The 25,626-nt window shown below is 71.5% G+C and carries 17 protein-coding genes; 12 read left to right on the forward strand and 5 right to left on the reverse strand.

Annotated features, from left to right (window positions below; translation table 11 throughout):
* Positions 1-50 precede the first annotated feature (50 nt).
* The 8 genes from ACIA8L_RS43970 to ACIA8L_RS44005 are packed head-to-tail and all read left to right on the forward strand — an operon-like array spanning position 51 to position 8,672.
* Entirely contained in the window at positions 51-977 is a 927-nt protein-coding gene (locus tag ACIA8L_RS43970; RefSeq protein ID WP_395914266.1) for an ABC transporter permease, read from the forward strand.
* Positions 974-1,816, forward strand: coding sequence for an ABC transporter permease (locus ACIA8L_RS43975; protein WP_395914268.1), 843 nt, complete (start codon positions 974-976; stop codon positions 1,814-1,816). Before ACIA8L_RS43970 ends, ACIA8L_RS43975 begins: the two co-directional genes overlap by 4 nt.
* Positions 1,813-3,366, forward strand: coding sequence for a dipeptide ABC transporter ATP-binding protein (locus ACIA8L_RS43980; protein WP_395914270.1), 1,554 nt, complete (start codon positions 1,813-1,815; stop codon positions 3,364-3,366). Before ACIA8L_RS43975 ends, ACIA8L_RS43980 begins: the two co-directional genes overlap by 4 nt.
* Positions 3,363-4,886, forward strand: a complete 1,524-nt coding sequence (locus ACIA8L_RS43985) for an ABC transporter substrate-binding protein (protein WP_395914272.1) — start codon at positions 3,363-3,365, stop codon at positions 4,884-4,886. The genes ACIA8L_RS43980 and ACIA8L_RS43985 overlap by 4 nt, the downstream gene beginning before the upstream one ends.
* The gene (locus tag ACIA8L_RS43990) at positions 4,883-6,199 is read left to right on the forward strand and encodes an NtaA/DmoA family FMN-dependent monooxygenase (protein WP_395914274.1); all 1,317 of its coding nucleotides are present in this window, start codon (positions 4,883-4,885) and stop codon (positions 6,197-6,199) included. The genes ACIA8L_RS43985 and ACIA8L_RS43990 overlap by 4 nt, the downstream gene beginning before the upstream one ends.
* On the forward strand, positions 6,196-6,960 hold the full coding sequence (locus ACIA8L_RS43995; protein ID WP_395914276.1) for an alpha/beta hydrolase: 765 nt from the start codon (positions 6,196-6,198) through the stop codon (positions 6,958-6,960). The genes ACIA8L_RS43990 and ACIA8L_RS43995 overlap by 4 nt, the downstream gene beginning before the upstream one ends.
* Positions 6,957-8,126, forward strand: a complete 1,170-nt coding sequence (locus tag ACIA8L_RS44000) for a PLP-dependent aminotransferase family protein (RefSeq protein WP_395914278.1) — start codon at positions 6,957-6,959, stop codon at positions 8,124-8,126. The genes ACIA8L_RS43995 and ACIA8L_RS44000 overlap by 4 nt, the downstream gene beginning before the upstream one ends.
* 3 nt (positions 8,127-8,129) lie before the next feature.
* On the forward strand, positions 8,130-8,672 hold the full coding sequence (locus tag ACIA8L_RS44005; RefSeq protein WP_395914280.1) for a GNAT family N-acetyltransferase: 543 nt from the start codon (positions 8,130-8,132) through the stop codon (positions 8,670-8,672).
* A gap of 98 nt (positions 8,673-8,770) precedes the next feature.
* Here ACIA8L_RS44005 and ACIA8L_RS44010 read toward each other — a convergent pair whose 3' ends face one another.
* On the reverse strand, positions 8,771-10,450 hold the full coding sequence (locus tag ACIA8L_RS44010; RefSeq protein WP_395914282.1) for a glycosyltransferase family 2 protein: 1,680 nt from the start codon (positions 10,448-10,450) through the stop codon (positions 8,771-8,773).
* Entirely contained in the window at positions 10,450-11,304 is an 855-nt protein-coding gene (locus ACIA8L_RS44015; protein WP_395914284.1) for a sugar phosphate nucleotidyltransferase, read from the reverse strand. Before ACIA8L_RS44015 ends, ACIA8L_RS44010 begins: the two co-directional genes overlap by 1 nt.
* A gap of 452 nt (positions 11,305-11,756) precedes the next feature.
* On the opposite strand from ACIA8L_RS44015, the gene rfbC reads away from it, so the two are divergent.
* The 4 genes from rfbC to ACIA8L_RS44035 all read left to right on the forward strand — a co-directional run bounded on the left by rfbC (position 11,757) and on the right by ACIA8L_RS44035 (position 15,626).
* Positions 11,757-12,338 (forward strand): dTDP-4-dehydrorhamnose 3,5-epimerase, encoded by a 582-nt coding sequence (gene rfbC / locus ACIA8L_RS44020; RefSeq protein WP_395914286.1) that lies wholly within the window; start codon positions 11,757-11,759, stop codon positions 12,336-12,338.
* A complete protein-coding gene (locus ACIA8L_RS44025) occupies positions 12,328-13,389 on the forward strand; it encodes an NAD-dependent epimerase/dehydratase family protein (protein ID WP_395914288.1) in 1,062 nt (353 codons plus the stop codon). The genes rfbC and ACIA8L_RS44025 overlap by 11 nt, the downstream gene beginning before the upstream one ends.
* Before the next feature lie 25 nt (positions 13,390-13,414).
* On the forward strand, positions 13,415-14,458 hold the full coding sequence (locus ACIA8L_RS44030) for an NAD-dependent epimerase/dehydratase family protein (protein ID WP_395914290.1): 1,044 nt from the start codon (positions 13,415-13,417) through the stop codon (positions 14,456-14,458).
* Positions 14,459-14,726: 268 nt separating this feature from the next.
* The gene (locus ACIA8L_RS44035; protein WP_395914292.1) at positions 14,727-15,626 is read left to right on the forward strand and encodes a hypothetical protein; all 900 of its coding nucleotides are present in this window, start codon (positions 14,727-14,729) and stop codon (positions 15,624-15,626) included.
* Positions 15,627-15,651: 25 nt separating this feature from the next.
* On the opposite strand, the gene ACIA8L_RS44040 is transcribed toward ACIA8L_RS44035, so the two are convergent.
* The 3 genes from ACIA8L_RS44040 to ACIA8L_RS44050 form a co-directional block, all read right to left on the reverse strand.
* A complete protein-coding gene (locus ACIA8L_RS44040; RefSeq protein WP_395914294.1) occupies positions 15,652-17,685 on the reverse strand; it encodes a hypothetical protein in 2,034 nt (677 codons plus the stop codon).
* 179 nt (positions 17,686-17,864) lie between these two features.
* Positions 17,865-19,280, reverse strand: a complete 1,416-nt coding sequence (locus tag ACIA8L_RS44045; protein WP_395914296.1) for a hypothetical protein — start codon at positions 19,278-19,280, stop codon at positions 17,865-17,867.
* A 2-nt stretch (positions 19,281-19,282) separates the two neighbouring features.
* Entirely contained in the window at positions 19,283-25,615 is a 6,333-nt protein-coding gene (locus ACIA8L_RS44050; RefSeq protein WP_395914298.1) for an RHS repeat-associated core domain-containing protein, read from the reverse strand.
* Between the last annotated feature and the right edge of the window lie 11 nt (positions 25,616-25,626).

Here is a 25,626-nt window from a genome sequence, read left to right on the forward strand (position 1 = left end):
CCTATCGAACCGATGGGTTCAATAGACTTTTAGCTGGAAGGAGCCTCCCCGTGCCCGTCAGTTGGCGATACCTCGGCGGCCGGCTGCTCACCGGGCTGGTCGCGGTCTGGGGTGCGATCACGCTGGTGTTCTTCGCGCTCTACTCGACGGGCAACCCGGCCGTGCTGCTCGTGCCGCCCAACGCGCCGCGCGACGAGATCGACCGGCTGACCCGGCTGATGGGCTACGACCAGCCGCTGCCGTTGCAGTACGCGAAGTTCCTCGGCAACGTGTTCACCGGCCACTTCCCGGACTCGATCCGCTACGGCTCCAGCCCCGTCGGCATCGCCCTGGCCAAGGTGCCGGCCAGCTTCGCCCTCGGTGGCACCGCGCTGGCGCTCGGCGTCCTGCTCGGCGGCCTGATCGGCTACGTGTCCGCGACGGCCAGGTCGCCGCTGCTGCGCCGGGGGCCCCTTGCGGCCGCGGTCGGGCTGGAGGCGGTACCCACCTTCTTCATCGGCATCCTGCTCGTGATGGCGTTCGCGGTCGGGCTGGGCTGGTTCCCGGCCGTGACCGACGGCGCCGACGCCAGCGGGATCGTGCTGCCCGCGCTGACCCTGGCGATCGCGTTCGTCCCGGTCATCGCCCGCGTGTTCCGCACCGCCCTGCTCGACGTCCTGCAGGCCGAGCACATCCGCACCGCCCGGGCCAAGGGCCTGCCGCGGCGGGTCATCATCCTGCGCCACGTCGTCGCCAACGCGCTCGGCACCACCCTCAACGTGGTCGGCATCCAGGCCGGCGTGCTGCTCGGCGGGGCCGTCGTCACCGAGTCGGTGTTCAGCTGGCCGGGCATCGGGCAGCTGTCGATCAACGCGGTCCAGAACCGCGACTACCCCCTCGTCATCGTGTGCGTCCTGGTGATCGCGGCCGGGTTCGTGCTCATCAACCTGCTGGTCGACATGCTGGCCGCGCTCGTCGAACCGAGGCTGCGGTCATGAGCGGGCGGACCCGGCGCACGATCGGGGCCGGCGGCTGGGCCGGCGCGGGCCTCCTGGCCCTCGTCGTCCTCGTCACCGTCCTCGCGCCACTGCTCGTCGGCGACCCGATCGAGCAGGACTTCACCGCCATCCTGCAGGGCCCGTCGAGCGCCCACCCGTTCGGCACCGACGACCTCGGCCGCGACATCCTGGCCCGCACCGTCTTCGGCGGCCGGACCGGCCTCGCGCTCACCTTCCTGGCCGCTACCGTCGCGTCCCTGCTGGGGCTGGCCCTGGCCCTGGTCGGGGCGCTGGCCGGAGGCTGGGTCGACGGGCTCACCGCGCGGCTGGCCGACGTCCAGCTCGCCGTCCCCTCCATCGTCCTGGCCATCGTGGTCCTGTCGTTCATCGGCAACTCGTTCGTGCCGATCGTCGCCGTGCTCGTCCTCGGCTCGTGGGTGCTGACGTTCCGGATCATCCGCGGCCACACCCGGGCCGTCGTCAAGCAGCAGTACATCGAGGCGGCCCGCGTCGCCGGGGCCGGCCCCGGGGCCATCGCCCGGCGGCACCTCATCCCCAGCGTGCTCCCGCTGTTCTTCGTCGCGGTCACGCTGAGCGCGTCGTCGGCGCTGCTGCTGGAGGCGAGCCTGGGCTTCCTCGGCCTCGGCGTCCAGCCGCCGGACCCGGACTGGGGCCAGATGGTCGCCACCGGCCGCGACAGCCTGTCCACGTCGCCGTGGATCGCCGTCTTCCCCGGCCTGGTCGTCGTGCTGACGGCCGTCGCGCTGCAACTGCTCGGCGACGGCCTCGCCGAACGCTTCGTCGGCCGCGGGGCCGTGAACCGGGGAGTCGCGCGATGACGCTCGCCGTTGACACATCGGTGCTGGACGTCCGGGACCTGTCGATCGGACTCGAATCGAACCCGGCGGTGCTCGTGGACCGGGTCAGCCTGCGCCTCGCGGCCGGCCGGACCGTCGGGCTCGTCGGCGAGTCCGGCTCCGGCAAGACGCTGACCGCGATGGCGGTCGCCGGCCTGCTGCCGCCGGCCGTCCGGATCACCGGCGGCACCGTCACCGTGGCCGGGCGGGACGTCCGCGGGCTCACCGAGCGGTCGGCCCGCGAGCATGTCGCGGCCCACGTCGGGGTGGTGTTCCAGCATCCGACGCCGTCGCTCAACCCGCGGCTGCGGATCGTCAAGCAGCTCGTCGAGGCGCTGCCGCCGGGCACACCCCGCGCGGAGCGCCGGGAACGAGCCGGGGAACTCCTGCGGACCGTCGGGATTCAGGAAGTACCAAAGACGCTCAAGGCTTTTCCGCATGAACTGTCCGGTGGGCTCAACCAGCGGGTCGTCATCGCGATGGCCCTGGCCCGGTCCCCGAAGCTGCTGATCGCCGATGAGCCGACCACGGCGCTGGACGTGTCGGTGCAGGCGCAGGTGCTCGACCTGATCGACGAGCTGCGGGCGAAGCTCGGCCTGGCGGTGCTGCTCGTGAGCCACGACATCGGGGTCATCGCCGACCGCACCGATGACGTCTACGTCATGTCGGACGGCGCGATCGTCGAGTCCGGCCCGACCGCCGAGGTGCTCGCGTTGCCGCAGCACGACTACACCCGCCAGCTCCTCGACGCCCAGCCCGGCCGGCTGCCCCCGGTGCGCGCCACCGCGCCGCCCGAAGGCCCGCCGCGGCTGGAGGTCCGCAACGTCCGGCGCGCCTTCGGCCGGCACACCGCCCTCGACGGCGTGGACCTCACCCTCCACCGTGGACAGGCGCTGGGGCTCGTCGGCGAGTCCGGCTCGGGCAAGACCACCCTCGCCCGGATCATCGTCGGCCTGGAACGCGCCGACAGCGGCACCGTCACCCCGCTCGGCGGGCGGCAATGGCGGCGCGAGGTGCAGTACATCTTCCAGGACCCCTACAGCTCCCTCGACCCGCGCCTCACGGTGGCGCAGACGCTGCGCGAGCCCCTGGAGCTCAACCACGTCGGCGTCGCCCGGGCCGACATCCCCGGCCGGATCGACGCGCTGCTCGACGAGGTGGAGCTGCCCCGGGGGTTCCGCGACCGGCTCCCGTCGGAGCTCTCCGGCGGCCAGCGCCAGCGGGTCGGCATCGCCCGGGCCCTCGCGAGCGAGCCGTCGCTGATCGTCGCCGACGAGCCGGTGTCGGCCCTCGACCTCTCGGTGCAGGCCCGGATCCTGCGCCTGCTCGCGCGGCTGCGGGCCGAGCACGGCCTCACCTACCTGTTCATCTCCCACGACCTGGCCGTCGTGCGCTACCTGTGCGACGACGTCGTCGTGCTGCGCGCGGGCCGGGTCGTCGAGCACGGCCCGACGGACGAGGTCCTCGAACGGCCGGCCCATCCCTATACCCGATCGCTGCTCGACGCCATCCCCGGAAGGAAGAGAACGTGAAGCTCCGGTTGCTCGCCGTGGCCAGTCTTTTGCTAACAGGAGCCTGCGGGGGTACTGCCGCCGAGGGCGCGGCCCCCAAAGCGGGCGACACGCTCCGGCTGGCCCTGTCACGGCAGCTGACGAACATCCACCCGCACAAGGGCGGCTCCCCCGACAGCCAGGGCGCGGTGATCGGCTCGATCTACGAGTCGATCACCCGCATCTCCCCCGACTTCAAGGTCGTGCCCGGCCTCGCCACGTCGTGGAAGGCGGTCGACGATCTCAACTGGGAGTTCACCGTCCGCACCGACGCGAAGTACTCCGACGGCAACCCGCTGACCGCCGACGACATCGTGTGGAACTTCCAGCAGCTGCTCGACCCGAAGTACGCCGGCACGTCCGGTGCGCCGCTGCGCAAGTACCTCAAGTCGGTGGAGAAGACCGGCAACTCCACCCTGGCCTTCCACCTGTCGCAGCCCACCCTCGACCTGCCGGGCCGGCTGTGGAGCATCTACGTCGTCGAGCCCAGCTTCGCCCAGTCGCACAAGCTCGACACCGAGGCCCTCGGCAGCGGCCCCTACAAGCTGGACTCCCTCGACCTGGAGAACGGGGCCACGCTCTCGCTGAACCCCAGCTACGCCGGGCCGAAGCCGGCCTTCGCGAAGGTCAAGTACACCGTCCTGGCCTCCGAGGCACAGCGCATCGCCGCGCTCAAGACCGGTGAGCAGGACATCGTGCTCAACCTGGCCCCGCTCTCACAGGACCAGTTCAAGGACTCCAAGACGTACGACACGATCCTCGGCGTCGGCCCGCAGCCGCTCGTCCTGGCCATCAACGAGCGCAAGAAGGACACGCCGCTCGCCAACGCCGGAGTCCGGCAGGCCCTCAACTACGCCACCGACAAGGAAACCATCATCCACGGGCTGCTGAAGGACTCGGTGAAGCCGCTGCCCGGCCAGGTCCTCTACGCGCCGTTCAACGAGCCCAACCCGGCGCTCAAGGCCTACCCGTACGACCTGGAGAAGGCCAAGTCGCTGCTGGCCGCGGCCGGCTTCGGGGCCGGCTTCACGATCAACCTGGACGTCCCGGCCGGCACCTACGTCTCGGCCGAGTCCGCGTCGCAGGCGATCGCCGCGCAGTGGGCCAAGGCCGGCGTCACCCTGAAGATCACGACGACGCCGTTCCCAGCCTGGCTGCAGCGCCAGTACGGCCAGGACGACCAGGCCGCCGACCTCGTCTACATCATGTGGGGCAGCCAGTATCCGGGCGACACGACCGGCAACTTCGGCCCGTTCCGCAGCGACCACATCCAGAGCCACGTCAAGGCCCCCGAGTTCGACGCCCTCGGCGACCAGGCGCTGACCGCCACCAATGAGGCGCAGCGAACGGCCTTCCTCGAGCGGGCGACCCAGAACTACTACGACGCCGCCCACACCATCTTCCTCTACCCGTCACCGTTCACGGCCGAGGTGTCGAAGGCCGTCACCTGGACCCCCAAGCCCAACCGTTACCTGTACGCCCAGGAGGTCGGACGAGCATGAGCGAGCGGCAACTGTTCCTCGGCGGCTACGTGCTGTTCCCGAGCGGCCACTACGCCGGCGCGTGGCGGCACCCGTACTCCTCCCGCGACTGGCTGGGAAGGGACTTCCTGCACCAGGTCGCCCGCACCCTCGAGGCCGCCAAGTTCGACCTGGCGTTCATCCCGGAGACGGTGAGCTTCCGCGACGGCTTCGAACGCCACGGCCTGTCCAACGCCATCAAGCACGACCCGGCCCAGGTCGCGGCCACCATCGCCGCCGTCACCACCCACCTCGGCGTCGGGGTGACGCTGTCGACGAGCTTCAACGAGCCCTACAACCTGGCCCGGACCCTGCTCAGCCTCGACCACCTCAGCGGCGGCCGGGTCGCCTGGAACGTCATCCAGTCCAACGGCCCGGCCAACTACGCCAACTTCCCGCACGTCGAGCAGCTCTCCGGGGCGCAGCTCTACGACCGCGGCGACGACTTCGTCGAGGCCGTCACCGCGCTGTGGAACGCCTGGGACCGCGACGCCCTGGTGCAGGACCAGGAGACCGGCGTCTTCGTCGAAACGTCCAAGGTCACCGTCCCCGACTACAAGGGCCGGTACCTCAGCGTCCGCGGGCCGCTGAACCTGCCGCCGAGCCCGCAGGGCCACCCGGTCATCATCCAGGCCGGCGACTCCCCGCGCGGCCGGCAGTTCGGGGCCCGCTGGGGCGACGTCATCTTCGCCATCGAACGGACCCCGGCCGACCTGCGGGCCAAGAAGGACGACCTGAAGGCCAAGGCCCGGGCGCTGGGCCGGGATGCGGAGAAGATCCGGCTGTTCGCCGCGGTGCAGCCGATCGTCGGCGAGACCACCGAGATCGCCAAGGCCCGCCGCGACTTCCTCAAGGAGCGCATCACGCCCGCGGCCGGCGTCGAGTTCTTCAGCCAGTTCTCCCGCCTCAACCTGAGCGGCGTCGACCTCGACGCCCCATACCTGCGGGTCCTCGAGGAGCGCGCCACCGAGGGCCAGGCCGAGGGCCGCGCCGTCGTCCAGCTCACCGAGCTGCTCGGGGCCCGGGCCGGCAACATCACGATCGCCGAGGCCGCGGTCGAGTTCTCCACCAGCGAACTCACGCCGCAACTGGTCGGCACCGGGGTCGAGGTCGCGGAGCAGCTGACCGACATCTTCGCCTCCGGCGCCGCCGACGGCTTCCTCATCACCCCGACCCACTTCCCCGGCTCCTTCGACGACTTCGGCCGGGCCGTCGTCCCGCACCTGCAGCGCCTCGGCGTGTTCCGCCAGGACTACACCGGCACCACCCTCCGCGACCACCTGGACATTTCGTGACCGAGCTCCTCCTGGACGGCCGGCTGGCCGCCACGTTCACCCCCGGCCCGGGCGACAGCGCCGTCGTCCTGCTGCACGGGTTCCTGTCCGACCGGCGGGCCGGCGGCCGGTTCGACCGGCTGACCGACGAGTACGCGGCGCTGGGCCTCGCGGTGCTGCGCTTCGACTTCAGCGGATTCGGCGACTCGCCCGGCGACGTCGTCGACGGGGAGCAACTGCTCGGCGACGCGCGGGTCGCTCTGGATTTCCTTGATTCGCGGGGGTACCGCAAGCAGGTCCTCCACGGCCAGAGCCTCGGCTCGGCCGTGGCGCTGCGGGTCGCGCCGGAGCGGCCCCGCGTCGTCACCCTGGTCCTCACCGGTGCCCTGACCGGCGCCGGCGAGGACCGCCCGTACCCGTTCCTCAGCGACGAGGGTCTCGCCGCCTGGCACCGCGGTGAGGACGTACACCTGCCGATCGAGGGTTCGTCGGTGCGCCGGCATGTCACCGTCAACCGCGCGAAGCCACGCCTCGGCACCACCGGTACCCAGGAAGAGCTCCTGAGCGCGCTCAAAGTGCCGGTGCTGGTCGTCCACGGCGACGCCGACGACCAGGAGCGGCGCCTCAGCGCGATCACCGCCGCCGGCGCCCATCTGCTGCCGGAGGGTTCCCGGGTCGTCACCATCCCGGGCGCCGCACACACCTTCCACGACCACCAGGACGCCCTGGCCGAGCTCGTGACCGGCTGGGTCCGCCCGCTCCTCACCGAAGGGTCCCGATGACCGACATCACCGTGCTCTCGCGCGGTCTCAGCGTGCCCAAGGGCTTCGGCGACGCCAGCCTGGTCGCCGCCGCGCCCGGCGCGATCCGGCTCCTCGGCGGCATCCCCGCGCCCGAAGCCCTTCCGGTCGAGGACTTCGGCCGGGCCTCCGCACGGCTGTGGCAGGACCGGCCCGCGGCCGTGGCGAGCCTGCAGTACTCCCAGACCCCCGGCTTCGCCGCGCTGCGCAGCTGGATCGCGGCCCGTGAGGGCGTCGACGCGCGCCGCATCGTCATCACCAACGGCGGCATGCACGGCCTGTCCCTGGCGGTGCTGACCGTGGTCGAACGCGGCGCCACCGTCGCCGTCGACGATCCGGTCTTCCCGCTGTTCCTGCGCGCCCTCGAAGTTTCAACAACAGCGACTTTGCCGGTACCGGTGGTCGGCGACGGCTTCGACGTGGAGTACCTGGCCGCCCGCCTCGCCGCGGGTGAGCGCATCGCCGCCGCCTACACCGTCCCGGACTTCCACAACCCGACCCAGGTGACCCTGCCGGCCGACAAGCGCCGGGCCCTCGTCGAACTGGCCGAGCGGTACGGCTTCTACGTCATCGTCGACAACCCGTATCGCGAGCTGCGCTTCGCCGGCGAGGACCAGGGCTTCGCCGTGTTCAACGACTCCGACCGGGCCATCCACGTCAACACGTTCACGAAGACCCTCGGCCCCGGCTGGCGGCTGGGCTGGCTGGTCCTGCCCGAGCACCTCGTCGACCCGGTGGTCCGGCTGCGCAACCGCGGCGACTCGCACAGCCCGACCGTCACCCAGACGATCGTCGAGCACCTCGTCACCGCCGACGGCTGGTTCGACGGCGTGGTGAAGGCGGCCAACGACCTGTACCGCGAACGGGCTCAAGTGTTGGTCGACGCGCTGCACGACGAGCTCCCCGGCGCGTTCGAGACGCGGCTTCCCGAGGGCGGCCTGTTCCTGTGGCCGCGCCTGGCCGACGACACGATCGACCCGGCTGCTCTGTACGAACGGGCGGCCGCGGCGGGCGTCGTCTACCAGCAGGGCGCGTTCTTCGCCGCGAGCCCGCAGCCGGAGTCGGCCCGGCACCTGCGCTTCGCGTTCGGCGACCGCACCCCGCAGGAGCTGCGCGAGGCCGTCCACCGCCTGGCCCAGGCCTTCTGAGCCATGGCGCTGCTGGTAGATGTCACGATCCGCCTGATCGAACCGGCGGAGTACGAGGCGGCCTCAGCACTCAGCGAGGCCGCCTACGGCGCCGACTACGAACTCTCGGCCGAATACCGGGCGAACATCCGCGACGTGCCCGGCCGGGCCGGCGAGCACGAGGTGTGGGTCGCTGTCGACGCGGCCGGCACGCTGCTCGGCACGGTCGCCACGGCGCGCCCGGGCGGGCACATCGGCGGCCTGGCCGGGCCCGGCGAGTTCGACTTCCGGCTCCTGGCCGTCCCGCCGGCGTCCCGCCGCCTGGGCATCGGGCGGCTGCTGGTCGCGCACGTCATCGGGCTGGCCCGGGCGCGCGGGGCGGTGCGGGTCGTGATGAACAGCGGCCCCGAGATGGTGGCCGCCCACCGCCTCTACGCCGACCTGGGGTTCAGCCGCCTCCACGACCGCGAGACCCGGATCGTCGACGGCCGCCGCCTCCTGGCATTCGGCCTGGACCTGGAGTCACAGCCCGGTCCCGTGCACGCCGTGCTCGTCGACGAGCCGTAGCTCTTCGTCGGTCAGCGGCGGGAACGTCCGGGCCTGCACGTTGTGCTCCAGCTGCCCGGCAGCGGTTCGACGCCTCGAGGCACCGCCGAGCGGCCCGATCACGCCCGCATGGCCGGCCTGACGGTCGGCGCCGGGTCGGCGGATCGCGCTTCCAGGCGTGGCTCCGGCGTGGCGGGCGGGACGGCGGCGCGCTCGTCGGCGATCAGTGCCGCGCTGCGGTCCATCACCCACTCGTAGCGGGCCGGCCCGGTCAGCGCCGCGTACTGCGGTGCCGGGCGGCGCTCGTAGCGCACCAGGTAGGCCAGCAGCGAGCCGATCCAGAACGCGTGCAGTCCCGCCCAGATGGTCGCGCTGATGATCAGGCCGGTGAGCCGGCCGTGCGCGATCAGCCAGCCGCCGTAGGCCAGGGTGCTGCCGCAGATCAGCGTCATCGTCCACAGCAGGCCGCGGACCCAGGTGCGCTCCCGGAAGTTGCCCTGCTTGTCGGCGGCCTTGTAGCGCCGCTCCCGACGGAACAGGCCGAGCAGCGCGGCGGTCTGCGAGACTGCGGCGACCAGGCTGTACGCCTCGCTGTGGACCGGATGGTAGGCGCGCCCGAAGTACACCTTCATCATGGTCCACGACAGGACCAGGTAGCCGAGGAACGCCGATGAGTACAGCCCGAACGGGATGTTCACCGGTGAGGTCATCGTCAGCAGGGTCACCGTCGGCAGCACCAGGTGGAACAGCCGCTGCGGCCCGCCGAGGTGGATGGCCGTCGCGTGCAGGTAGTGCACCCGCTGGGCGACGCTCAGACCCTTGCGGCGCAACGGCGAGTCGCGGTGGCGCAGCAGCAGCTGAAGGCTGCCGACGGCCCAGCGACGCCGCTGCGCGAAGAACTCCCGCAGATTCGCCGCCTCGAGGCCGAAGGCCAGCGGTTCGGGCAGGAACACCGACCGCCATCCGGCCGCGTGCAGCCGCATCGCGGTGTGGATGTCCTCGGTGACCGTGCCGGTCGCGAACCCGCCGGTGGAGTCCAGGGCCTGACGGCGCAGGACGGCACTGGTGCCGACGTAGAACGCCGCGTTCCAGTGGTTCTTCGACGGCTGCACGCACCGGTAGAACATCTGCGCCTCGGCCCACACCCCGTTGCGGGTCCGCCGGAAGGTGAGCGTGTCGGTGTTGTAGTAGGCCTGAGGGCTCTGCACGAGGGCGACGTCGGGGTCGTCGAAGTAGCCGATCATGCGTTCGAGCAGCTCCGGAACGGCAATGTGATCGGCGTCGAGGGTGATCACGTAGTCGGCGTCGGTGTGCGCCAGCCCGGCGTTGAGGTTGCCGGCCTTGCCGAACGCCATGTCGTCGCGGGCGTGGTACTCCGCGCCGAGACGCACCGCCATGTCCCGCATGTCCTCGCGGTACCGGTTGCCCAGGACCAGGACCCGGCGGACGCCGCGGATGCGCAGCGCCCCGAGGACGGTCGGCTCGACCAGGTCGGCCGATTCGGTGTGGGTCGGGATGAGACAGTCCACGACGTAGTCCGATACGTCGACGGCGTGGTGCCGTGGCACGGACGGGTAACGCACGTGCCACAGCAGCATGCCGAAGATCAGCGCGCCGAAGATGTCGAACACCACAGCGATCGGACCGAGCCAGGTGTGCCAGTTCACCACCTGGCATCGCCAGACGACGAACAGGACCGCCGCGGCCAGGTAGACGACGAACAGCGGCCGCCACCACCGCGGGCGGGGCACGGCTTCGAACGTGACCCGGTACCGGTTTTCCGAAGTGAATACGGTCATCAGCGCCAGATCTTCCACGGTGCGGCATCGCCGTCCCAGCGCTGCTGGACCGTCGAGAGCTCCTTCGGGGTGTCGACCGGCAGCCAGAACCCCTCGTGCCGGTAGGCCATCAGCTCGCCGGCGGCGACCAGGTCGCGGATCGGCTGCTCCTCGAACATCACGCCGGGCTCGGCCGGGATGTACCGCTCGATCGCTTCCTTCTCGAGCACGAAGTAGCCGATGTTCACCAGCCCCTGCTCGTTGCCGGCGACCTTCTCGTCGAAGCGCTGGACGCGGTTGCCGGCCAGCGCGAGGTTGCCGAACCGCGCCGGCGGTGCGGCGGCCGTGACCGTCGCGAGCCGGCCGTGGGAGCGGTGGAAGCGCAGCAGTTCGGTGACGTCCACGTCGGCGAGGACATCGCCGTACGTGACGATCACGGGGCCGTCCGCAATGCGATCCGCCACCCGCCGGATCCGTCCGCCCGTGCCGGTGTGCTCGCCGGTGTCGATGCAGGTCACGGACCAGCCCTCCTCGGGCGTGTCGCCGAGCGCCCGCAGCTGCGGGTGGCGGCCCAGGCGCACGGTGAAGTCGACCGCGTGCACGTGGAAGCGGAAGAAGTAGTCCTTGACCACGTGGCCGAGATGGCCGACGGCCAGGACGAAGTCGTCGGTGCCGTACTGCGCCAGTCCGCGCATGATGTGCCACAGCAACGGCCGGCCGCCGACGGGCAGCATCGGTTTCGGCACGGCGGCCGCCAGGTCGCCCATTCTTTGACCGGCTCCGCCACACAGAAGAATTGCCGGCGGCGCCGTGACGCCCCGGTCGTCGACGGCCGTTAATTCATGGTCCGGAACAATGGCTCCTAGCGTTTTCATAACTCCCCCGGGATCTGCTTTTCCGGTCGGGACACTCCGCCGACCGGCCCGAGTGCCAGCAAACCATGGAAACTTTCACGGCCGCAACGCGGCCGCAGCAGCGGCTCGGTGACATAGCTCTCAGTACAAACTTGAGAGCATGGAAGCGCTCCCATGCCACACTGAATACGCTTAAAAACGGAAATAGCTCACCGGCCCAATCGTTACGCAAGGTTATGGAGGCCCGCTGACCTGCCTATATCTGCGATCCCGGCGGCGTCTAGCCGAATCGTTGCCGCGTTTTAAAACTGATAGACGGCGGCCGTACGTGAATGAGATGTGGCGAAGCCGTGACGATACTGTTTCGGCGTTCTCCGGCGATTTACCTTTACCGATCATGAAGGACTGTCCCTGATTGCCGATCGGCTATCGTCGCTCCCGTCAGCCATTCACCACCTCTGAAAGCGGGGACAATGGGAAAGTTCGACGTTGAAAAGACCGCGATCCCGGGACTGATGCTGATAACGCCGAAGCCGATCTGCGACGAGCGCGGCTGGTTCCTGCGGACCTTCGCGGCCGAGGAGCTCAGCGGCTGCGGTATCGACCACACGACGCTCGTCGAGGCGAACCACTCCCGTTCGCATCGTGGCGTCGTGCGCGGACTCCACACCCGCGCCGACACCAGGGAGGCCAAACTGATCCGGGTGCCCCGCGGTCGCGTCTTCGACGTGGTGGTGGACCTGCGGCCGACCTCGCCCGCGTTCGGGCGGTGGCTCGGCTTCGAACTCGACGACGAGACGCACCGCCAGCTCTACATCCCCGGCGGCTGCGCGCACGGGTTCCAGGCCCTGTCCGCGCTCGCCGACGTCTGCTACCAGGTGACCGCCGCCTATGAGCCGAGCCTGGACGCGGCGGTGGCGTGGGACGACCCCGATCTCGCGGTGCGGTGGCCGCTCGCGGACGCAACGGTCTCCGCCCGCGACCGGGCCGCGCCGCGGCTCGCCGAGATCCGGCCGGAGCTCGACGCCTGGTTCGGTGCGGCCGATGTCGCCTGAGCTGCTCCCCGATGGCGTGCGGGCCAACCTGTTCGACGGCGTCTACGCCGGCCGGCGCGTGCTGGTCACCGGCAATACCGGCTTCCTCGGCGGCTGGACCGCCCGGTGGCTGGCGGCGCTCGGGGCCGACGTCGCGGGCTACAGCCGGGGCGGGGCGGACGGCGGCGCCTGGCCGGTGACCTACCGCGGCGATATCACCGATCCGGCGGCGGTCACCGCCGCCGTCGACGGGTTCGCCCCTGAGATCATCGTCCACCTGGCCGGGCAGGCGACCGTCGTCGCCGGCTTCCGCTCGCCTCTGTCCGCCTTCGCCGCCAATGTCGTCGGCACCGGCGCGGTGCTGGACGCGGCGGTACACCAGCCCGCCACCCGGGCCGTCGTGGTGATCGGCAGCCCGGCCTCCGTCGACGTCGACGACGCCTTGGAGCTCAACCCGTACCCGGCCTCCAAGCTGGCCACCGAGGTGATCGTCGGCGCGTTCGCGCATCCGCGGACCCGCGCGGTGTCCGGCCGGAGCCAGCCGCTCGGGCTGGGGGTGGCCCGGCCGGGCGTCATGCTCGGCGGGGACTGGGCCGAAGGGCGGCTGCTCGCCGACGTGGTGCGCAGCGTGCGAGCGGGCGAGCCCGTGGTGCTGCGGGCACCGGGGGCCGTCCGTCCGTGGCAGCACGTCCTCGACGGAGTCAGCGGCGCGCTGCTGCTCGGCGCCCGCCTGTACGCCGGGAACCCGCCTCGGCGGCGCTACGAGTTCGGGCGCCCGGACCCCACCAGCGCCGAGCCGGTCCAGGCGGTCGTCACGCGGTTCCTGGCCGCGCTCGGCCGCCCCGACTACCCGCTGCGCATCGAGGGCCACGGCGGCGACCGGGTCGAACTGGGCGCCGCCGCCGCCCAGGCGGAGCTGGGCTGGGCGCCCGTCTGGGACCTCGACACGACACTCACCAAGGCGGCGCAGTGGTACAGCGCCGCTCCGGCCGAGGCCGACGGCCCGGTCGTGGACCGCACCATCGCGGCCTACTCCCACGGCGCGCTGAGCCGCACGCTCGTGCGCACCTGAACCCACCGACAGAACTGGATACCTGATGCGCGTACTCGTCACCGGCCACGAAGGCTACCTCGGCACCGTGCTGGTACCGCTGCTCCGGGCGGCCGGCCATGACATCGTCGGTCTCGACACCGGGCTGTACGCCGACTGCGTGCTGGGGCCCGCGCCGGACCCGGTCCCGACCGTCCGCCTCGATGTGCGCGACGTCGAACCGGAGCACCTCGCGAAGTTCGACGCCGTCATCCACCTGGCCGCGCTGTGCAACGACCCGCTCGGCGACGTCGACGCCGACCTGACCTACGACATCAACCACCGGGCCAGCGTCCGGGTCGCGAAGGCGGCGAAGGCGGCCGGCGTCGGGCGGTTCCTCTTCTCCTCGTCGTGCTCGCTGTACGGTGCCGGCGAGGACGACACACCGTTGACGGAGTCGGCCGGCTTCGCGCCGGTCACGCCCTACGGCGACTCGAAGATCCGGTCCGAGCGGGACATCGCCGTCCTCGCCGGCGACGACTTCTCGCCGGTGTTCCTGCGTAACGCCACCGCATACGGATTCTCCCCCCGGCTGCGCGGCGACCTGGTCGTCAACGACCTCGTCGCCTCGGCGCTGCTCACCGGTGAGGTGCGGCTGCTGTCCGACGGATCGGCCTGGCGGCCCCTGGTGCACGCCGAGGACATTGCGGCGGCGTTCCTCGCGCCGCTCGAAGCGCCGCGTGAGGTGGTGCACGCCCAGGCGTACAACGTCGGGAGCACCGCCGAGAACTACCTGATCCGCGACGTCGCCGAACTCGTGGCGGCGGCCGTGCCGGGCAGCACGGTCACCTTCGCGGGCGGTGCCAACCCGGACAAGCGCAACTACCGGGTGTCGTGCGACCGGATCGGCGCCGAAGTGCCGGCGTTCCGCCCGAAGTGGACGGTCAGGACCGGAGCGGAACAGCTCGTCGAGGCGTACCGGACGCACCGGCTGACCCTCGACGCGGTCCGGGACGGCCGCTTCGTGCGGCTCAAGCGGGTCCAGGCGCTGCGGTCCGCCGGTCGGATCGACGACGCGCTGCGGGTCCGCGAGCCGCTCCCGGTGACCTGACCGTTGCCGGGCGGCCGGGTGGCGCGGTCCGCCAGCGGGCCATCGGCGGCGGCCGGCAATCCGGGACGATCGCGCGGAAACGCCCGCCCCGCGCCCGCGGGCGCATTCCGGCCGTTCGGTGCCGAATGACTCGCAGACGGTACCGACACGTCGTAAACGCCCTGGCCGCCTGGCGAAGTCACGCCGGGACGCCTCGTGCGCTGGCGCGCCGCCGGCCATGTCGCTATCTTCGCGGTGTCCGTGATCGCGAGAGATGGGTCCTGGTGGGATGACCGAAGCCGACGGACCCCCCGACTCGCTGCGGGTGCCGCCGTGGCTGCCGGAGAGCGAGTCGTCCGCGGACGCGCCGCACAGCTCCGAACCGCTCCCCCCGCCCGGCCGCGCCGATGCCGAGGCGCCGATCGAGGCGGACGCGGAGCTTGCGGCCGGGCCGGCGGACGACGCCGGCGGCCCGCCCGATATGGCGAGCCGCCGGCGAATGGTGGCACTGGTCGCCGCGTCGGCGCTCGTCGTCGTCGCGGTCCTCGCCGTCGGTGTGCTGCTGACTGACGACACCGACCGGGCGCCGCTGGTGGGCCGGTCCGCGAACTACTCCGCCGACGCGGCGGTGCCGATGCCCGGTGAGACCGGCGGCCCGGCCGGCCAATCGCCGGCGCTCTCCCCCGCGCCGTCGGCATCGTCGAGCGCGGCCGGACCGACGACGGCGCCGCCCGAGGGGACGGCGACGAGCGGGCCGACCGGCGCGCCGAAACCGGTGCGGTTCGGCCCGGTGACCATCGAGGCGGAGGCGGCGGGCAACGCCATCGGCGGTTCCGCGTGGGTTGACCGGTACCCGGGCGCGTCGGGCGGCCGGATAGTACGCAACCTCGGCGACTGGGACGACCGGCGCGGGCCTGGCATCCTGCGCTTCGAGGACGTGTCGGTGCCGGCGACGGGGACGTACACGGTGACCGTCTTCCACGTGAACATCGACAACGAGCCCAGACGCACCCTCGTCGTCGCCGTCAACGACGAGCAGGCGCGCTCCTTCGCGCTGCGTGGCGGGTCGACCTGCTGCACGGCGTCGACACTGCGGCTGGACCTGCGCAAGGGCCGCAACACCATCGCGTTCGGCAACCCGTCCGGTCACGCACCGTCGCTGGACCGTATCGTCGTCGCCCGGCCCTGACGGCCGGCTCCGGCCTGGCGGCTCGTCACCAGGCGATGGCCGCCTCCCACATGCGCACGTAGGACTCGGCGCCGTTCATGAGTTGCCGGCGCAGCAGCGGGCCGTCGGCGCCGGCCTGTTGGATCAGGTCGGTGGTCCAGTCGGCGAAGAGGCCGTACTGGGCGGCGCCGTCGGTGTTGACGTCGAAGGTGCGTGTGCCCCACACCTGGCGGCTCACCGTGGTGCCGTTCGGGGCCGTGAACGGGTAGAGCAGCGGGCCGGCGGCGGCGTTCGGGCGGGGATTGGCCTGGTCGCCGAGGCCGTTGACGTCGGTGCCGTAGCCGTAGCCGGCGATGGTGCGGCCGTGCGGAGCGGCGTTGTTGGTGCGCCACTCGGCGAGGAACTCCGGGACCGCGTTGGCGTAGCTGGCCACGAAGCCGCCGAGGGACAGGACCCGGTCGATGACGGCCGGGTCGGACCAGCTGTGCACCGAGGTGACGCCCGGGTAGTGGGCCGCCGCGGCCAGGTCGAGGACGGCCTGGACCGTCTTCACGCTCATGTGGTCCACGTGGATGATCATGCCGCGGTCCATCATCTTCTGGACGAGGTACCGGCCGAGGTCGGTCAGGCCGCGGGTGTTGCAGATCGGGCCGGTCGGGTACACCGGCAGGGCCGTGCCCGCGGGCACGCCGACGACGCCGAGGCTCAGGAGCTTCACCAGGTCGTCGTTGGCGAGCGGTTGCTCGTTGTCGTGCGGGCCGGTGCAGCTGGTCGCCGTCCACCAGTGCCCGGTGGACAGCAGGTTGCCCAGGTTGACGAACGCCCCGCTGAGCCCGGCGTCGAAGCGGGTGCCGCCGAACGCGTTGTCGAACTTGTGCACCGGATAGAGCCCTGACACGCCGAGGGACTGCAGTTCGTCGAGGCCGGCGTCGATCTGGGCGGTGGTGCACTGGGCCACGCCGTTGAGCTCGCGGCAGCCGAAGAGCTCCGAGTTCTCCACGCCGACCGTCACGGCCAGCTTGCCCTGGGCGGCGATGGCGCGCACCTGGGCCGGTGTCGTGGCGATGCGGAACCAGCCCTTGCCGGCCCCGCCGCTCTGCGCGTCGATGTAGTCCTGCATGGAGTACAGGTAGCGGGCCTGGACCCGGATCTCGTCCATCTCGTCGCAGGCGGTGTCGCGGTAGGGGAACAGCTCGCAGATCGCCCGGTTGGCGACCAGCAGCGCGTTGAGCACCCGCTGGCCGGCCCGCCAGGACCGCTCGATGCTGCGGTAATAGGACTGCTCGTGCAGCAGCGAGTTGTGCTGCGGCCAGTCGCCGAACGTCGGCCAGCCGTCCTCCGGGGAGTTCACGGCGTCGGTACCGCCGACGATGGCCTCGAACAGCGCCCCGACGTTGAGGCTCTTGTGCGTGTCGCAGCCGGCGAGGGCCTGCTGGACGCCTCCGGGGGCCCACGCCTCGCCGCAGTGCATCTGCCCGCCGAACGCGGCGGCCGCGGTGATGTGGGCATGCGCGTCGATGGTGCCGACGAGGTTGCCGCTGCCGTCCACACCCGGCGCGGCGGTACCGCTGACACCCGGATCGATGTCCGGCGGCGTGAAGCAGCCCGACGCGGTGGCCAGCGCGACGGTGTAGCCGGAGCCGGCCGCGCCGAGGCTGAACAGGAACGAGCCCATGGTCTGCCCGGTGGCGGTCGCGGTGAACCGGTACCGGTCCCCGGACTTCGTCACCATCCAGTCGGCCCGGTCGCCGTAGGCGTCGCCGGCCAGGATCAAGCTGACGACGCTCTGGTAGGCGGGCTTGCCGTCGGAGCCGAAGAGCTCGTATCGCCCGAGCTGGGTGGCCTCGAGGCGGAACGCGGTAGCACTGGAAGCCGACGAGGTGAATCCGTAGCCGGAGCCGCTGCGCACGACGTACCCGACCGGGCTGGACCCGTTGTAGACGCGCAGCGAGGCGCAGGTGCCGTCGAGCGCGTCGGCGGCGGCCGTGATCGCGGCGGCCGAGGCGGCCGGCACGGCGACGAGCGAGGCGGCGACGACCGCGAGGGCGACGCCGGCGGTGAGGGTTCGAAGGCGGGACATGGCGGTGGCCCCTCCGTGCGGGCCGGAGAGCGCTCCGGCGGCCGGTGCAGTCCCACCAGCGTCCGATAGACCGCCATCGGTGTCAACAGAAACCGAGCATTCCTCGGATTCTGGCGCTGACCTGCGCGTGCGAATGGGCCGCGGCCGCCCCGGGGGGATTGGGGCGGCCGCGGCGTCTTTCATTGGGTGGGGCAGCCGGATGGTGGGTCGTTGTACTCATTCGTGTAGATGCGCACCAGCATGCGGCGGTTCGCGTACTCCGTGAAGGTCCACAGATGCCCGTTGCCGTCGCTGTCGACCCAGTAGCTGACCTGTTCGGCGTTGTCGACGTAGACGCCCTTGGCCGGGCAGACGCCGTCGCCGTCGTGCTCGTACCACAGTTCGCTGCTGTCGTTGCCGGGCACAGTCCGGGCGATGTAGAACTCAGCGCGGCCCGAGGTCGCGTTCGGGCGCTCCATCACACCCTGGACGCCCTCGAAGTTGGTGGTCGCCAGGCGGGTGGCCGTGACCGCGGCGGCGGAGCCGCTCGTGATGCGGTTGACCAGGTCGGCCGTGGACCAGTTGACGATCCGCACCGGGACGCCGGAGGCGGTCATGTCGGCCGCGTTGCGATACTCCGACGACACGATCGAGTCGTCCGACCACTGCAGCGAGATGCCGGAGAAGCACAGCCCCGCGTTGAGGCTCGCCGGCGTCGTCGAGCAGCCCGACGGCGAGGTCGCGAACTGGCCGACCTGCACCATCACGTAGCGGTAGCCGGCCGCGCAGACCCGGCCGCCGACGACGCCGATGTCGTTGACGCCGGGCGCGCCGCCGCCGCTGCCGCAGGTGGTGTCGAACGGGATCTTGTAGGTGCGGCGGGTGTCGAACACCTTGAACCCGGCGCCGTGCCAGGACACGAACAGGTACGGGCCGTACCAGACGGCACCGCCGCCGTGCACGTCGCAGATCGGCGCGATGACGTTGCCGTTGGACGTCGGGGCGACGAGCAGCACGTGGCGGTAGGCGCTGTGCGTGCCGTCGGTGTAGGGCCGCTGGATGAACGTGGCCCGCAGGTTCACCGAGCGGCCGGCGTCGTCGGGGACGCTCGTGCAGCGGCCGCGGTTGCCCGCGTTCGCCGCCTGCCGCCACAGCCCGACGACCTCGTCGCCGCCGGCCGAGTAGCCGCTGTACTGCTGCGCGTCCTGCGAGCTGGTGACCGCCTGCGGCACCCACGCGTCGGACGTCTCGTCGGCGCCGGAGAAGCACCACGCGGCCAGGGTGTACTGCGCGTCGGCGTCGGCCACGGCGGCCTTGGCCGACGTGCACTGGCTCGCCGACTTGTAGTACATCTGCTGGTTCGTGTGGCTGTACACCTGGGCCAGGCCGGCGCCGCCGTCGGAGCTCAGCGAGCCGTCGGCGAAGGCCGCGTCGACCGGGGCCAGGTTCGAGGCGGTCCAGACGAGCTTCTGCAGGCCCGCGGTGCTCTTGCCGGAGTCGACCACCGGTTTCACGTTGTCCCAGGCGACCGCCCAGGCCGCCGCCGAGCCGGCCAGGACCGCGGCGACGGCCGCGGCCAGGACGACGACGCCGCGGCGCGGCAGGGAAAATGCCATGCTCAGCTCGCTCCTTGGATCGGGATGGAGACGGTACGGGTGGGGCCGCCCTTGACACCGAAGCCGAGCGACGCCGACCCGCCGTACACCGGTTTGCCGGTCGTGGAGTCCCAGCCGATGGTGGCGCAGCCGCTGACCGCGGCGCCGGCGCAATACGCCGCCCCGCCGTTGCGCATGCTGCCCATCGGCTGCGGGTTGTAGCCGACCGTGATCATCGAGCCGCCGGACGCGCCCGGGGTGATGCTGCCGTTGATGAAGGTGTCGCCGTGACTGGTGATGGTGACGCCGACGCAGAGGCCGATGCAGACGTTGACGGACAGGTACCACTCGCCGTCGTTGCGGTGCGCCTCCTTGTGATACGTCCACGCGTCGCCGGGCCGCGTCGCCGTCTCGCCGGCGTAGAGCGCGATCTCGGTCGCGACGGCGTGCTCGGGGTTGACGTAGACGTGGGCCGGTGGCCGCTTGTAGGCGGTACACCACGTCTCGTCGCCCTTGGCGGAACAGGTGTCCTCGTAGGCCTTCGGGCCGCGGGCGAGCTGGACGTTCTGCGAGCTCTTGCCCGACCGCAGCCGCTCGGCCGCGTCGAAGCCCTCGTCGCACGCCGCCGGTGAGCTGAACCCGGCGTTGAACGAGCGGCAGACCGCCCGCGGGTTGGCGCCGTGCCGGACCCCGCCCGCGTCGAAGCAGCTGCCCAGGCAGAACGTCGGCAGCTTCGGCAGGTTGATGCCGTGCGTGACGAACGGGCCGTAGACGCGCGGCTTCCGCGGCGGGATGTAGTGCTGGTAGGGCGGGGTGGGCTTGCGCCGCGGGGCGCTGTAGTGCTGGTAGACCGGCTGTTTGCCGCGCCGGTAGTACTGGATGGCGTGCACGACCTGCTTCGAGACGTGCGCGACGATCACCCCGATCCGCACCCCGATGCTGCCGCCGCCGGGCTCCCGGGCCGGCATCTTCCCGGTCGGGTCGCTGGACGTGACCGGTGACGCGTTGGCGTAGTTGTAGCCCTGCAGGGCCTGCGCGTCGTCGCCCTCCATGACCGGGTCGAGGCTGATGAACCGGCCGGTGACCTGGTCATACTCCCGGGCGCCGAGGTGCAGCAGGCCGGAGCCGTCCTTCGTGCCGTTGACCAGGCCCTTGTCGGTGACCCAGGTCGCGGGCCCGCCGCGCTCGGCGCCGAACGGGGTCAGCCAGCGCCGCACGATCGCCTGGGTCGCGGCGTTGACCTCGATGGTGCCGGTGCCCTGCTGGTCCTCGACCTGCCAGGTCAGGCCGCCGGTGGTGGTGCGCACGCCGATGGTCTTGCCGGCGTGGGTGAGGTATCGGGTCGCCGTGGCCTGCCCGCCGGCGTAGCGCAGCTCCTGTCCGGGCAGACTGAGCGTGGTGCCGGACGGCTCGTGCTTGATGATCCGGTTCCCGGCGGCGTCGTAGACGTAGCTGGCAGTACCCCCGGCATCATTGCTTGTGGCAAGTGTCCCGTCGGAGTTCCAGGTCAATGTCTGCAGGGCGCCGCCGGTGCCGTTGGCCGGCCGGGTGAGCGTCTCGCCGCTCTTGTCGTAGGTGTAGGCCGCGGTCGCACCGCCGGTGGTCGTCATCGAGCGCAGCGTGTGCGGCTGGCTCGCCTTGGCCGCCGGGTAGGTGTAGGAGCGCGACACGCTCGTGCTCGTGGTGCGCTCGGTGGAGCCGGTGCGGTTGCCGACGGCGTCGTAGGCGTAGGAGTTCCAGTACGGTGCCGGCCCGCCGAGCGCGGACTGGCTCTTCGCGGTGGCACAGTCGCCGCCCGCCGGCGTCCAGGCGTCGGTGAGCCGCTGCGCGAAGTCGTAGCCGAAGCACTGCCGGTCGCCGGTGACCAGCTCCTGCTCGCCGATCACGTTGCCGGACGGGTCGTAGTCGATGCGCGCGTCGGCCACCTCGGCCGGCCCGGTCTCCCGGGTGGTGTGGATCCGTTTGAGCCGGCGGGTGCCCGCCTCGTAGTCGTAGGCGGTGTCCAGCCAGGTGCCGGTGCCGTTGCGGCGGGCGATCATCGACAGCTCGCCGTAGCGGGTGTACTGGGTGCCGTTGACCAGGAACACGTCGTCGCCGGTGCTGGAGACGTTGGTCTTGAGCGTGTCGAGCTGCCCGAGGGTGTTGTACCCGGAGGTGAGCTTCTCCCGCGGCAGCCCGCCGATGGAGGGCATGGTCGCGGACAGGTCCGCACCGCCGCCGGTGTAGGCGAACGAGTACGAGTAGGTGCCCGCGATGCCGGTCTCGGACGGCGGGATGGTGATCGTCTCGCCGGTCGGCTGGTACATGTCGTTCATGCCGTCGATGCGGGTGGTGTACTTCGCGCCGCCCCAGTAGCTGCTGGCGCTGAGCTGCTGGCCCTTGACGGTGAGGCTGCCGACGTCGAGCAGGACGGAGTCGTACGCCCAGTCGGCCAGCAGGGTCCCGGTGGCGCTGTCCGCCCGCTTGGTGAGCTTGCGGCCCAGCGTGTCGTAGGTGTAGACGAGGACCTTGCCGTCGCCGTTGGTGGTGGTGAGCAGGTCGCCGAAGTCGTTGTAGGTGCTGGAGCTGGTGCCGCTGTCGGGGTCGGTCTTGGCGACGATGTGCCCGGCGAAGTCGTAGGTGTAGGTCCACGCGTTGCCGGCGTTGTCGTCCTGCTCGACGAGATGGGCTTTGCGGTCGTACCGGTACGACAGATCGGTCACGTCACCGCTGCCGAGTGCGGCGTGCCACTGGCGCACCTTCACCGTCCGGTTGAGGGCGTCGGTGTAGGTCGACGTCGGCATGGTGCCGGCGGGCGGGACGACGTCGACGCGGTCGCCGCCGTAGGCGGTGCTGGTGTGCCACTGCTCGACGTTGCCGACCAGGAAGGTCGACGTCCTGACCCGCCCGGCCCCGTCGTAGGCGGTGATCGTCTGGCCCGGCACCTGCACGTCGTCGAGGTGCTTGACCAGCGTCGGCGCGGTCAGGCTGAGGGCGCCGTCGACGACATAGCCGCCGTTGCGCTTGTACTGCCGCCCGGCACTGTCGTAGAACGTGTCGGTGATGACCCGGCCGCCCTGGGTGGTGCCCTCGGCCGTCTGGGTCTGGCGGGTCCGGCCCTGCCCGTCGAGGAAGGCGGCGCTGCTGCGGTAGCCCGTCCCGAGGCTGTTGAGCTGGTTGGAGACGGTGACGCTGCCGGACTTGCGCACGAAGTAGGCGAACGTGACGCTGGCCGACTGGCCCGCCGGGCGGTTCGGCAGCCACACGGCGGTGGTGCGGCCGAGGGCGTCGAACGTCTGCCGGGTGCTCTTGTCGTTGCGGTCGACCACCTCGGTCTGCTCGCCCCAGGCGGGGTCGAACGTCGTCGTGGTCCGCCAGTGTTGCTGGGTCTCCTCGACCGTGCCGGTGACGGGACCGCCGCTGGTCGGCACGTAGGTCGTGGTCGTGGTGTTGCCGCGCACGTCGGTGGCCGACAGGACCCGGCCGTAGTCGTCGTAGGTGGCCTTCGACTGGGTGATGTACCGCGCCGGGAAGCCGATGAGCTCGTCGGTCTGGGTGACCAGGCCCTTGCTCGGCGCGGCCCCGCGGGCGCCGTTGTCGTAGAGCGTGTAGGTGTCGGAGAGGACGTCGGCCTCGGTGAGCCCGGTGCCCTGGACCGCCTTGGCGCAGTCGACGGCGTAGTGCCGCTCCCGGCTGACCGCGTCGAGGATCCACGCGGTCGTGTTGCGGGCGTAGTCGGTGAGCGTGCACGACTGGTCGTCGGTGACGGCGTCGTCGCCGAGCTCCTCGTGCCGGATGGCCAGGCCGGAGTTGTCGAACACCGTGTTCTCGGTGGTGGTGCGCCAGCCGCGCCCGCCGTCGAGCCGGGTCCGGGTCCGCTGCTGGGTGACGGCGACGAACCGGGCCTCGGCCGTGACCCCGTCGATCTTGCGGGTGGCGGTCGGCGGGTCGGAGCGCCACGGCACGCTGACCGTCGCGCTGATCTCGTCGCCGGTCGAGTCCTGGTAGGCGCGCTCCTCGCGGACCAGGCCGGCGTAGAAGTCGCTGTCGGTCACCGCCGGGGCGCCACCGGCCGCGGGCAGCGACACCGAGCGGGTCGCCGTGCCGGTGCCGAACTTGTCGCCGTCCATACCCCGGAAGTAGGTGGTCTCGGATTTGACCGCGTCGGCGCCCGTGCCGGTGATGGTGCGCACCAGGTCGTAGCCGCGCCACACCGACCAGGTCTTCGTCTTGTCGGCGACGAGCCCGTCATCGTCGGTGTATCGCCAGGCCGGCGGGTTCGGGTACTCGTAGCTGGTGACGACCGGCACCGAGCGCTCGTCCGACGGCAGCGCGTTGTCCTGCTCGGTCACCCGGCTCACCACGTACTTGTGGAAGTAGTCGAGCTTCAACCCGCTCTCACCCTCGGGCGTCCAGTAGACCGGGAAGCAGCGCAGGGTGTTGTTCCACAGCGCGGTCTTGTCCGGCACCTTGGACCCGGCGACGCAGTCGGCGTCGGCGTAGGTCACGTTGATCGTGCCGCCGCCCTCGGTCTCGATGGTCGCGATCCGCCACCAGTTCATCGCCGGGGCGAAGTCGGTCGCGTCGACCCGGTTGGGCTTCTGCACCCCGGCGAAGTGCACGTCGGGCACGGTGACCGCGGTGCGGGGCACGGAGTCGGTGGTGCCGGCCAGTCCGGTGTGGCTGATCCCGTCGAGCCACAGCCCGGCGCGGGTGGTGTCGCCCGGGTCCGGGAAGGAGTGCTTGAACGTCCACTGGTCGACGGGCTTGCCGGCCACCTTGGTGGTGAGCGTGCCGAGCCGCTTGGTGCTCCAGAACGTCGGGCTGCCGATGTAGCAGGGGCTCGCCGTGCACTGCATCTTCCACGGCGTGTCCGGCCAGTTGGTGGCGTCGTGGGTGCCGCAGCTCGCGGTCACGCAGCGGTCCGCCTCGCCCAGGTCGACCTGCATCGGCGCGCCCGCGTAGGCGGTGCCGGAGCGGGTGCCGTAGTCGATGCGGTCGAGCCAGCCGCCGCGGACGTAGCTCGCCAGGGTCGTCGCCGAGCCGGCCTTCGCGTAGGAGTTCTTCTCGGTCTGGTACCAGTACGACATCGTGTTGCCGGTCGGGTCGACGACGTAGTCGAGGTTCCAGCGCCAGGCCCAGTCGCAGGCCGAGGCGGCGAACGTCGCGGCGTGGCACTGCTCGTTCGTGTTGTTGCCGAAGACGGGCACGGTCCAGGCCGAGTTGGTGGTCGCCTTGGTCGCCGACCACCCGGGCAGCTGGTTGCGGCCGAACCAGTACTGGGTGCCGTCGGTCTCGGTGACGACCCACCACTGGCCGTCGTGGTCGCCGTTGTCGGCCCCGGTCTTGAGTTCGATCCGGGCGCCGTCCTCGGACCGGCCGTGCCACCGGCCGTCGCTGCCCTTCAGCAGTTCGGTGGACTGGCCGTTGAGGTGCAGCACGGCGTTGTCGGTCTTCCAGCACAGGTCGCCGGTCTTGGTGGTGTTGTTGCCGCCGGTGTCCATGTCACTCGCGCAGGAGACGTACTTGCGCTCGATGGCGCCGGTCGACATCTCGAAGCCCTCGCCCAGCCATGACGGCTGGTTGTTGGACGCGGCCATCGCGCCGTCGACGGAGCTGGAGGAGTACGACAGGCCCAGCTGCGGCTCCGGACCGTTCAGCCCCGGCGGCATGCGCAGCGGGTACTGCCAGGTGAAGTCGCCGGCGCTGCCGCCCGCGCCCCAGGTCGAGGTGGCCTTGAGCGGGGTGGCGGTGTAGTCGCCGGCCGGGCCCTTGGGCTCCTCGACGACGGCCAGGGTCGCGGCCGCGGGAACGTCCGCGCCGACCGTGCGGGTGGCGACGTCGTTCGTGGCGGTCACGGGCGTCGCGGTGCAGGCCGAGCTCATGGGAGTACACCCGGAAAGCTCTAAAAGGCCCAGCGACGACGGCGCCCCGCCGCTGTAGCCGCCCTCGAAGTCGCGGTAGTCGACGTCGACGTGGACCGTCGCCCCGGCCTTGCCCCGCAGCCGCAGGACCAGCCCTTCGACACCGGCGGCGCGGGTCGCGGCCCGGTCGAGGACCTCCAGGGCCAGGTCGCCGCCGGTCGCCGCGCCCGCGGAGCGGACATACACCGGCAGGGCACCGGCCCGGGCCCGGTCGCGTCCGAGGTGGACGGTGGCCGCGCCTGCAGGCCAAACCGCGGATTTCGCGGTGTACGGCCGGCCGGTGCTCGTCGCCGGAGGCGGGTCGTAGCGCATCGGCTCGCCGGGCAGTGCGGCGTCGCGCTGGGCGTGCGGGTGCCCGGCGTCCGGATCGGCGAACCCGTGATCGGCGACGGCGATCGGCAGCAGGGCCAGCACGAGGGCGGCGGCCCCGATCCGCTTGACTGTGGACCTCATCCCGAGCCCTC

This window comes from Dactylosporangium sp. NPDC051541 (genome assembly GCF_044454505.1).
Classification (GTDB): domain Bacteria; phylum Actinomycetota; class Actinomycetes; order Mycobacteriales; family Micromonosporaceae; genus Dactylosporangium.

Bases quoted from the DNA above. Each gene is read 5' to 3' on its own strand.
- ACIA8L_RS44010 (WP_395914282.1), bottom strand. From the start codon at position 10,450: ATGACCGTATTCACTTCGGAAAACCGGTACCGGGTCACGTTCGAAGCC.
- ACIA8L_RS44000 (WP_395914278.1), top strand. From the start codon at position 6,957: ATGACCGACATCACCGTGCTCTCGCGCGGTCTCAGCGTGCCCAAGGGC.
- ACIA8L_RS43975 (WP_395914268.1), top strand. From the start codon at position 974: ATGAGCGGGCGGACCCGGCGCACGATCGGGGCCGGCGGCTGGGCCGGC.
- ACIA8L_RS44045 (WP_395914296.1), bottom strand. From the start codon at position 19,280: ATGGCATTTTCCCTGCCGCGCCGCGGCGTCGTCGTCCTGGCCGCGGCC.
- ACIA8L_RS44025 (WP_395914288.1), top strand. From the start codon at position 12,328: ATGTCGCCTGAGCTGCTCCCCGATGGCGTGCGGGCCAACCTGTTCGAC.
- ACIA8L_RS44015 (WP_395914284.1), bottom strand. From the start codon at position 11,304: ATGAAAACGCTAGGAGCCATTGTTCCGGACCATGAATTAACGGCCGTC.
- rfbC (WP_395914286.1), top strand. From the start codon at position 11,757: ATGGGAAAGTTCGACGTTGAAAAGACCGCGATCCCGGGACTGATGCTG.
- ACIA8L_RS44050 (WP_395914298.1), bottom strand. From the start codon at position 25,615: ATGAGGTCCACAGTCAAGCGGATCGGGGCCGCCGCCCTCGTGCTGGCC.
- ACIA8L_RS44030 (WP_395914290.1), top strand. From the start codon at position 13,415: ATGCGCGTACTCGTCACCGGCCACGAAGGCTACCTCGGCACCGTGCTG.
- ACIA8L_RS43980 (WP_395914270.1), top strand. From the start codon at position 1,813: ATGACGCTCGCCGTTGACACATCGGTGCTGGACGTCCGGGACCTGTCG.
- ACIA8L_RS44040 (WP_395914294.1), bottom strand. From the start codon at position 17,685: ATGTCCCGCCTTCGAACCCTCACCGCCGGCGTCGCCCTCGCGGTCGTC.
- ACIA8L_RS43990 (WP_395914274.1), top strand. From the start codon at position 4,883: ATGAGCGAGCGGCAACTGTTCCTCGGCGGCTACGTGCTGTTCCCGAGC.
- ACIA8L_RS44035 (WP_395914292.1), top strand. From the start codon at position 14,727: ATGACCGAAGCCGACGGACCCCCCGACTCGCTGCGGGTGCCGCCGTGG.
- ACIA8L_RS44005 (WP_395914280.1), top strand. From the start codon at position 8,130: ATGGCGCTGCTGGTAGATGTCACGATCCGCCTGATCGAACCGGCGGAG.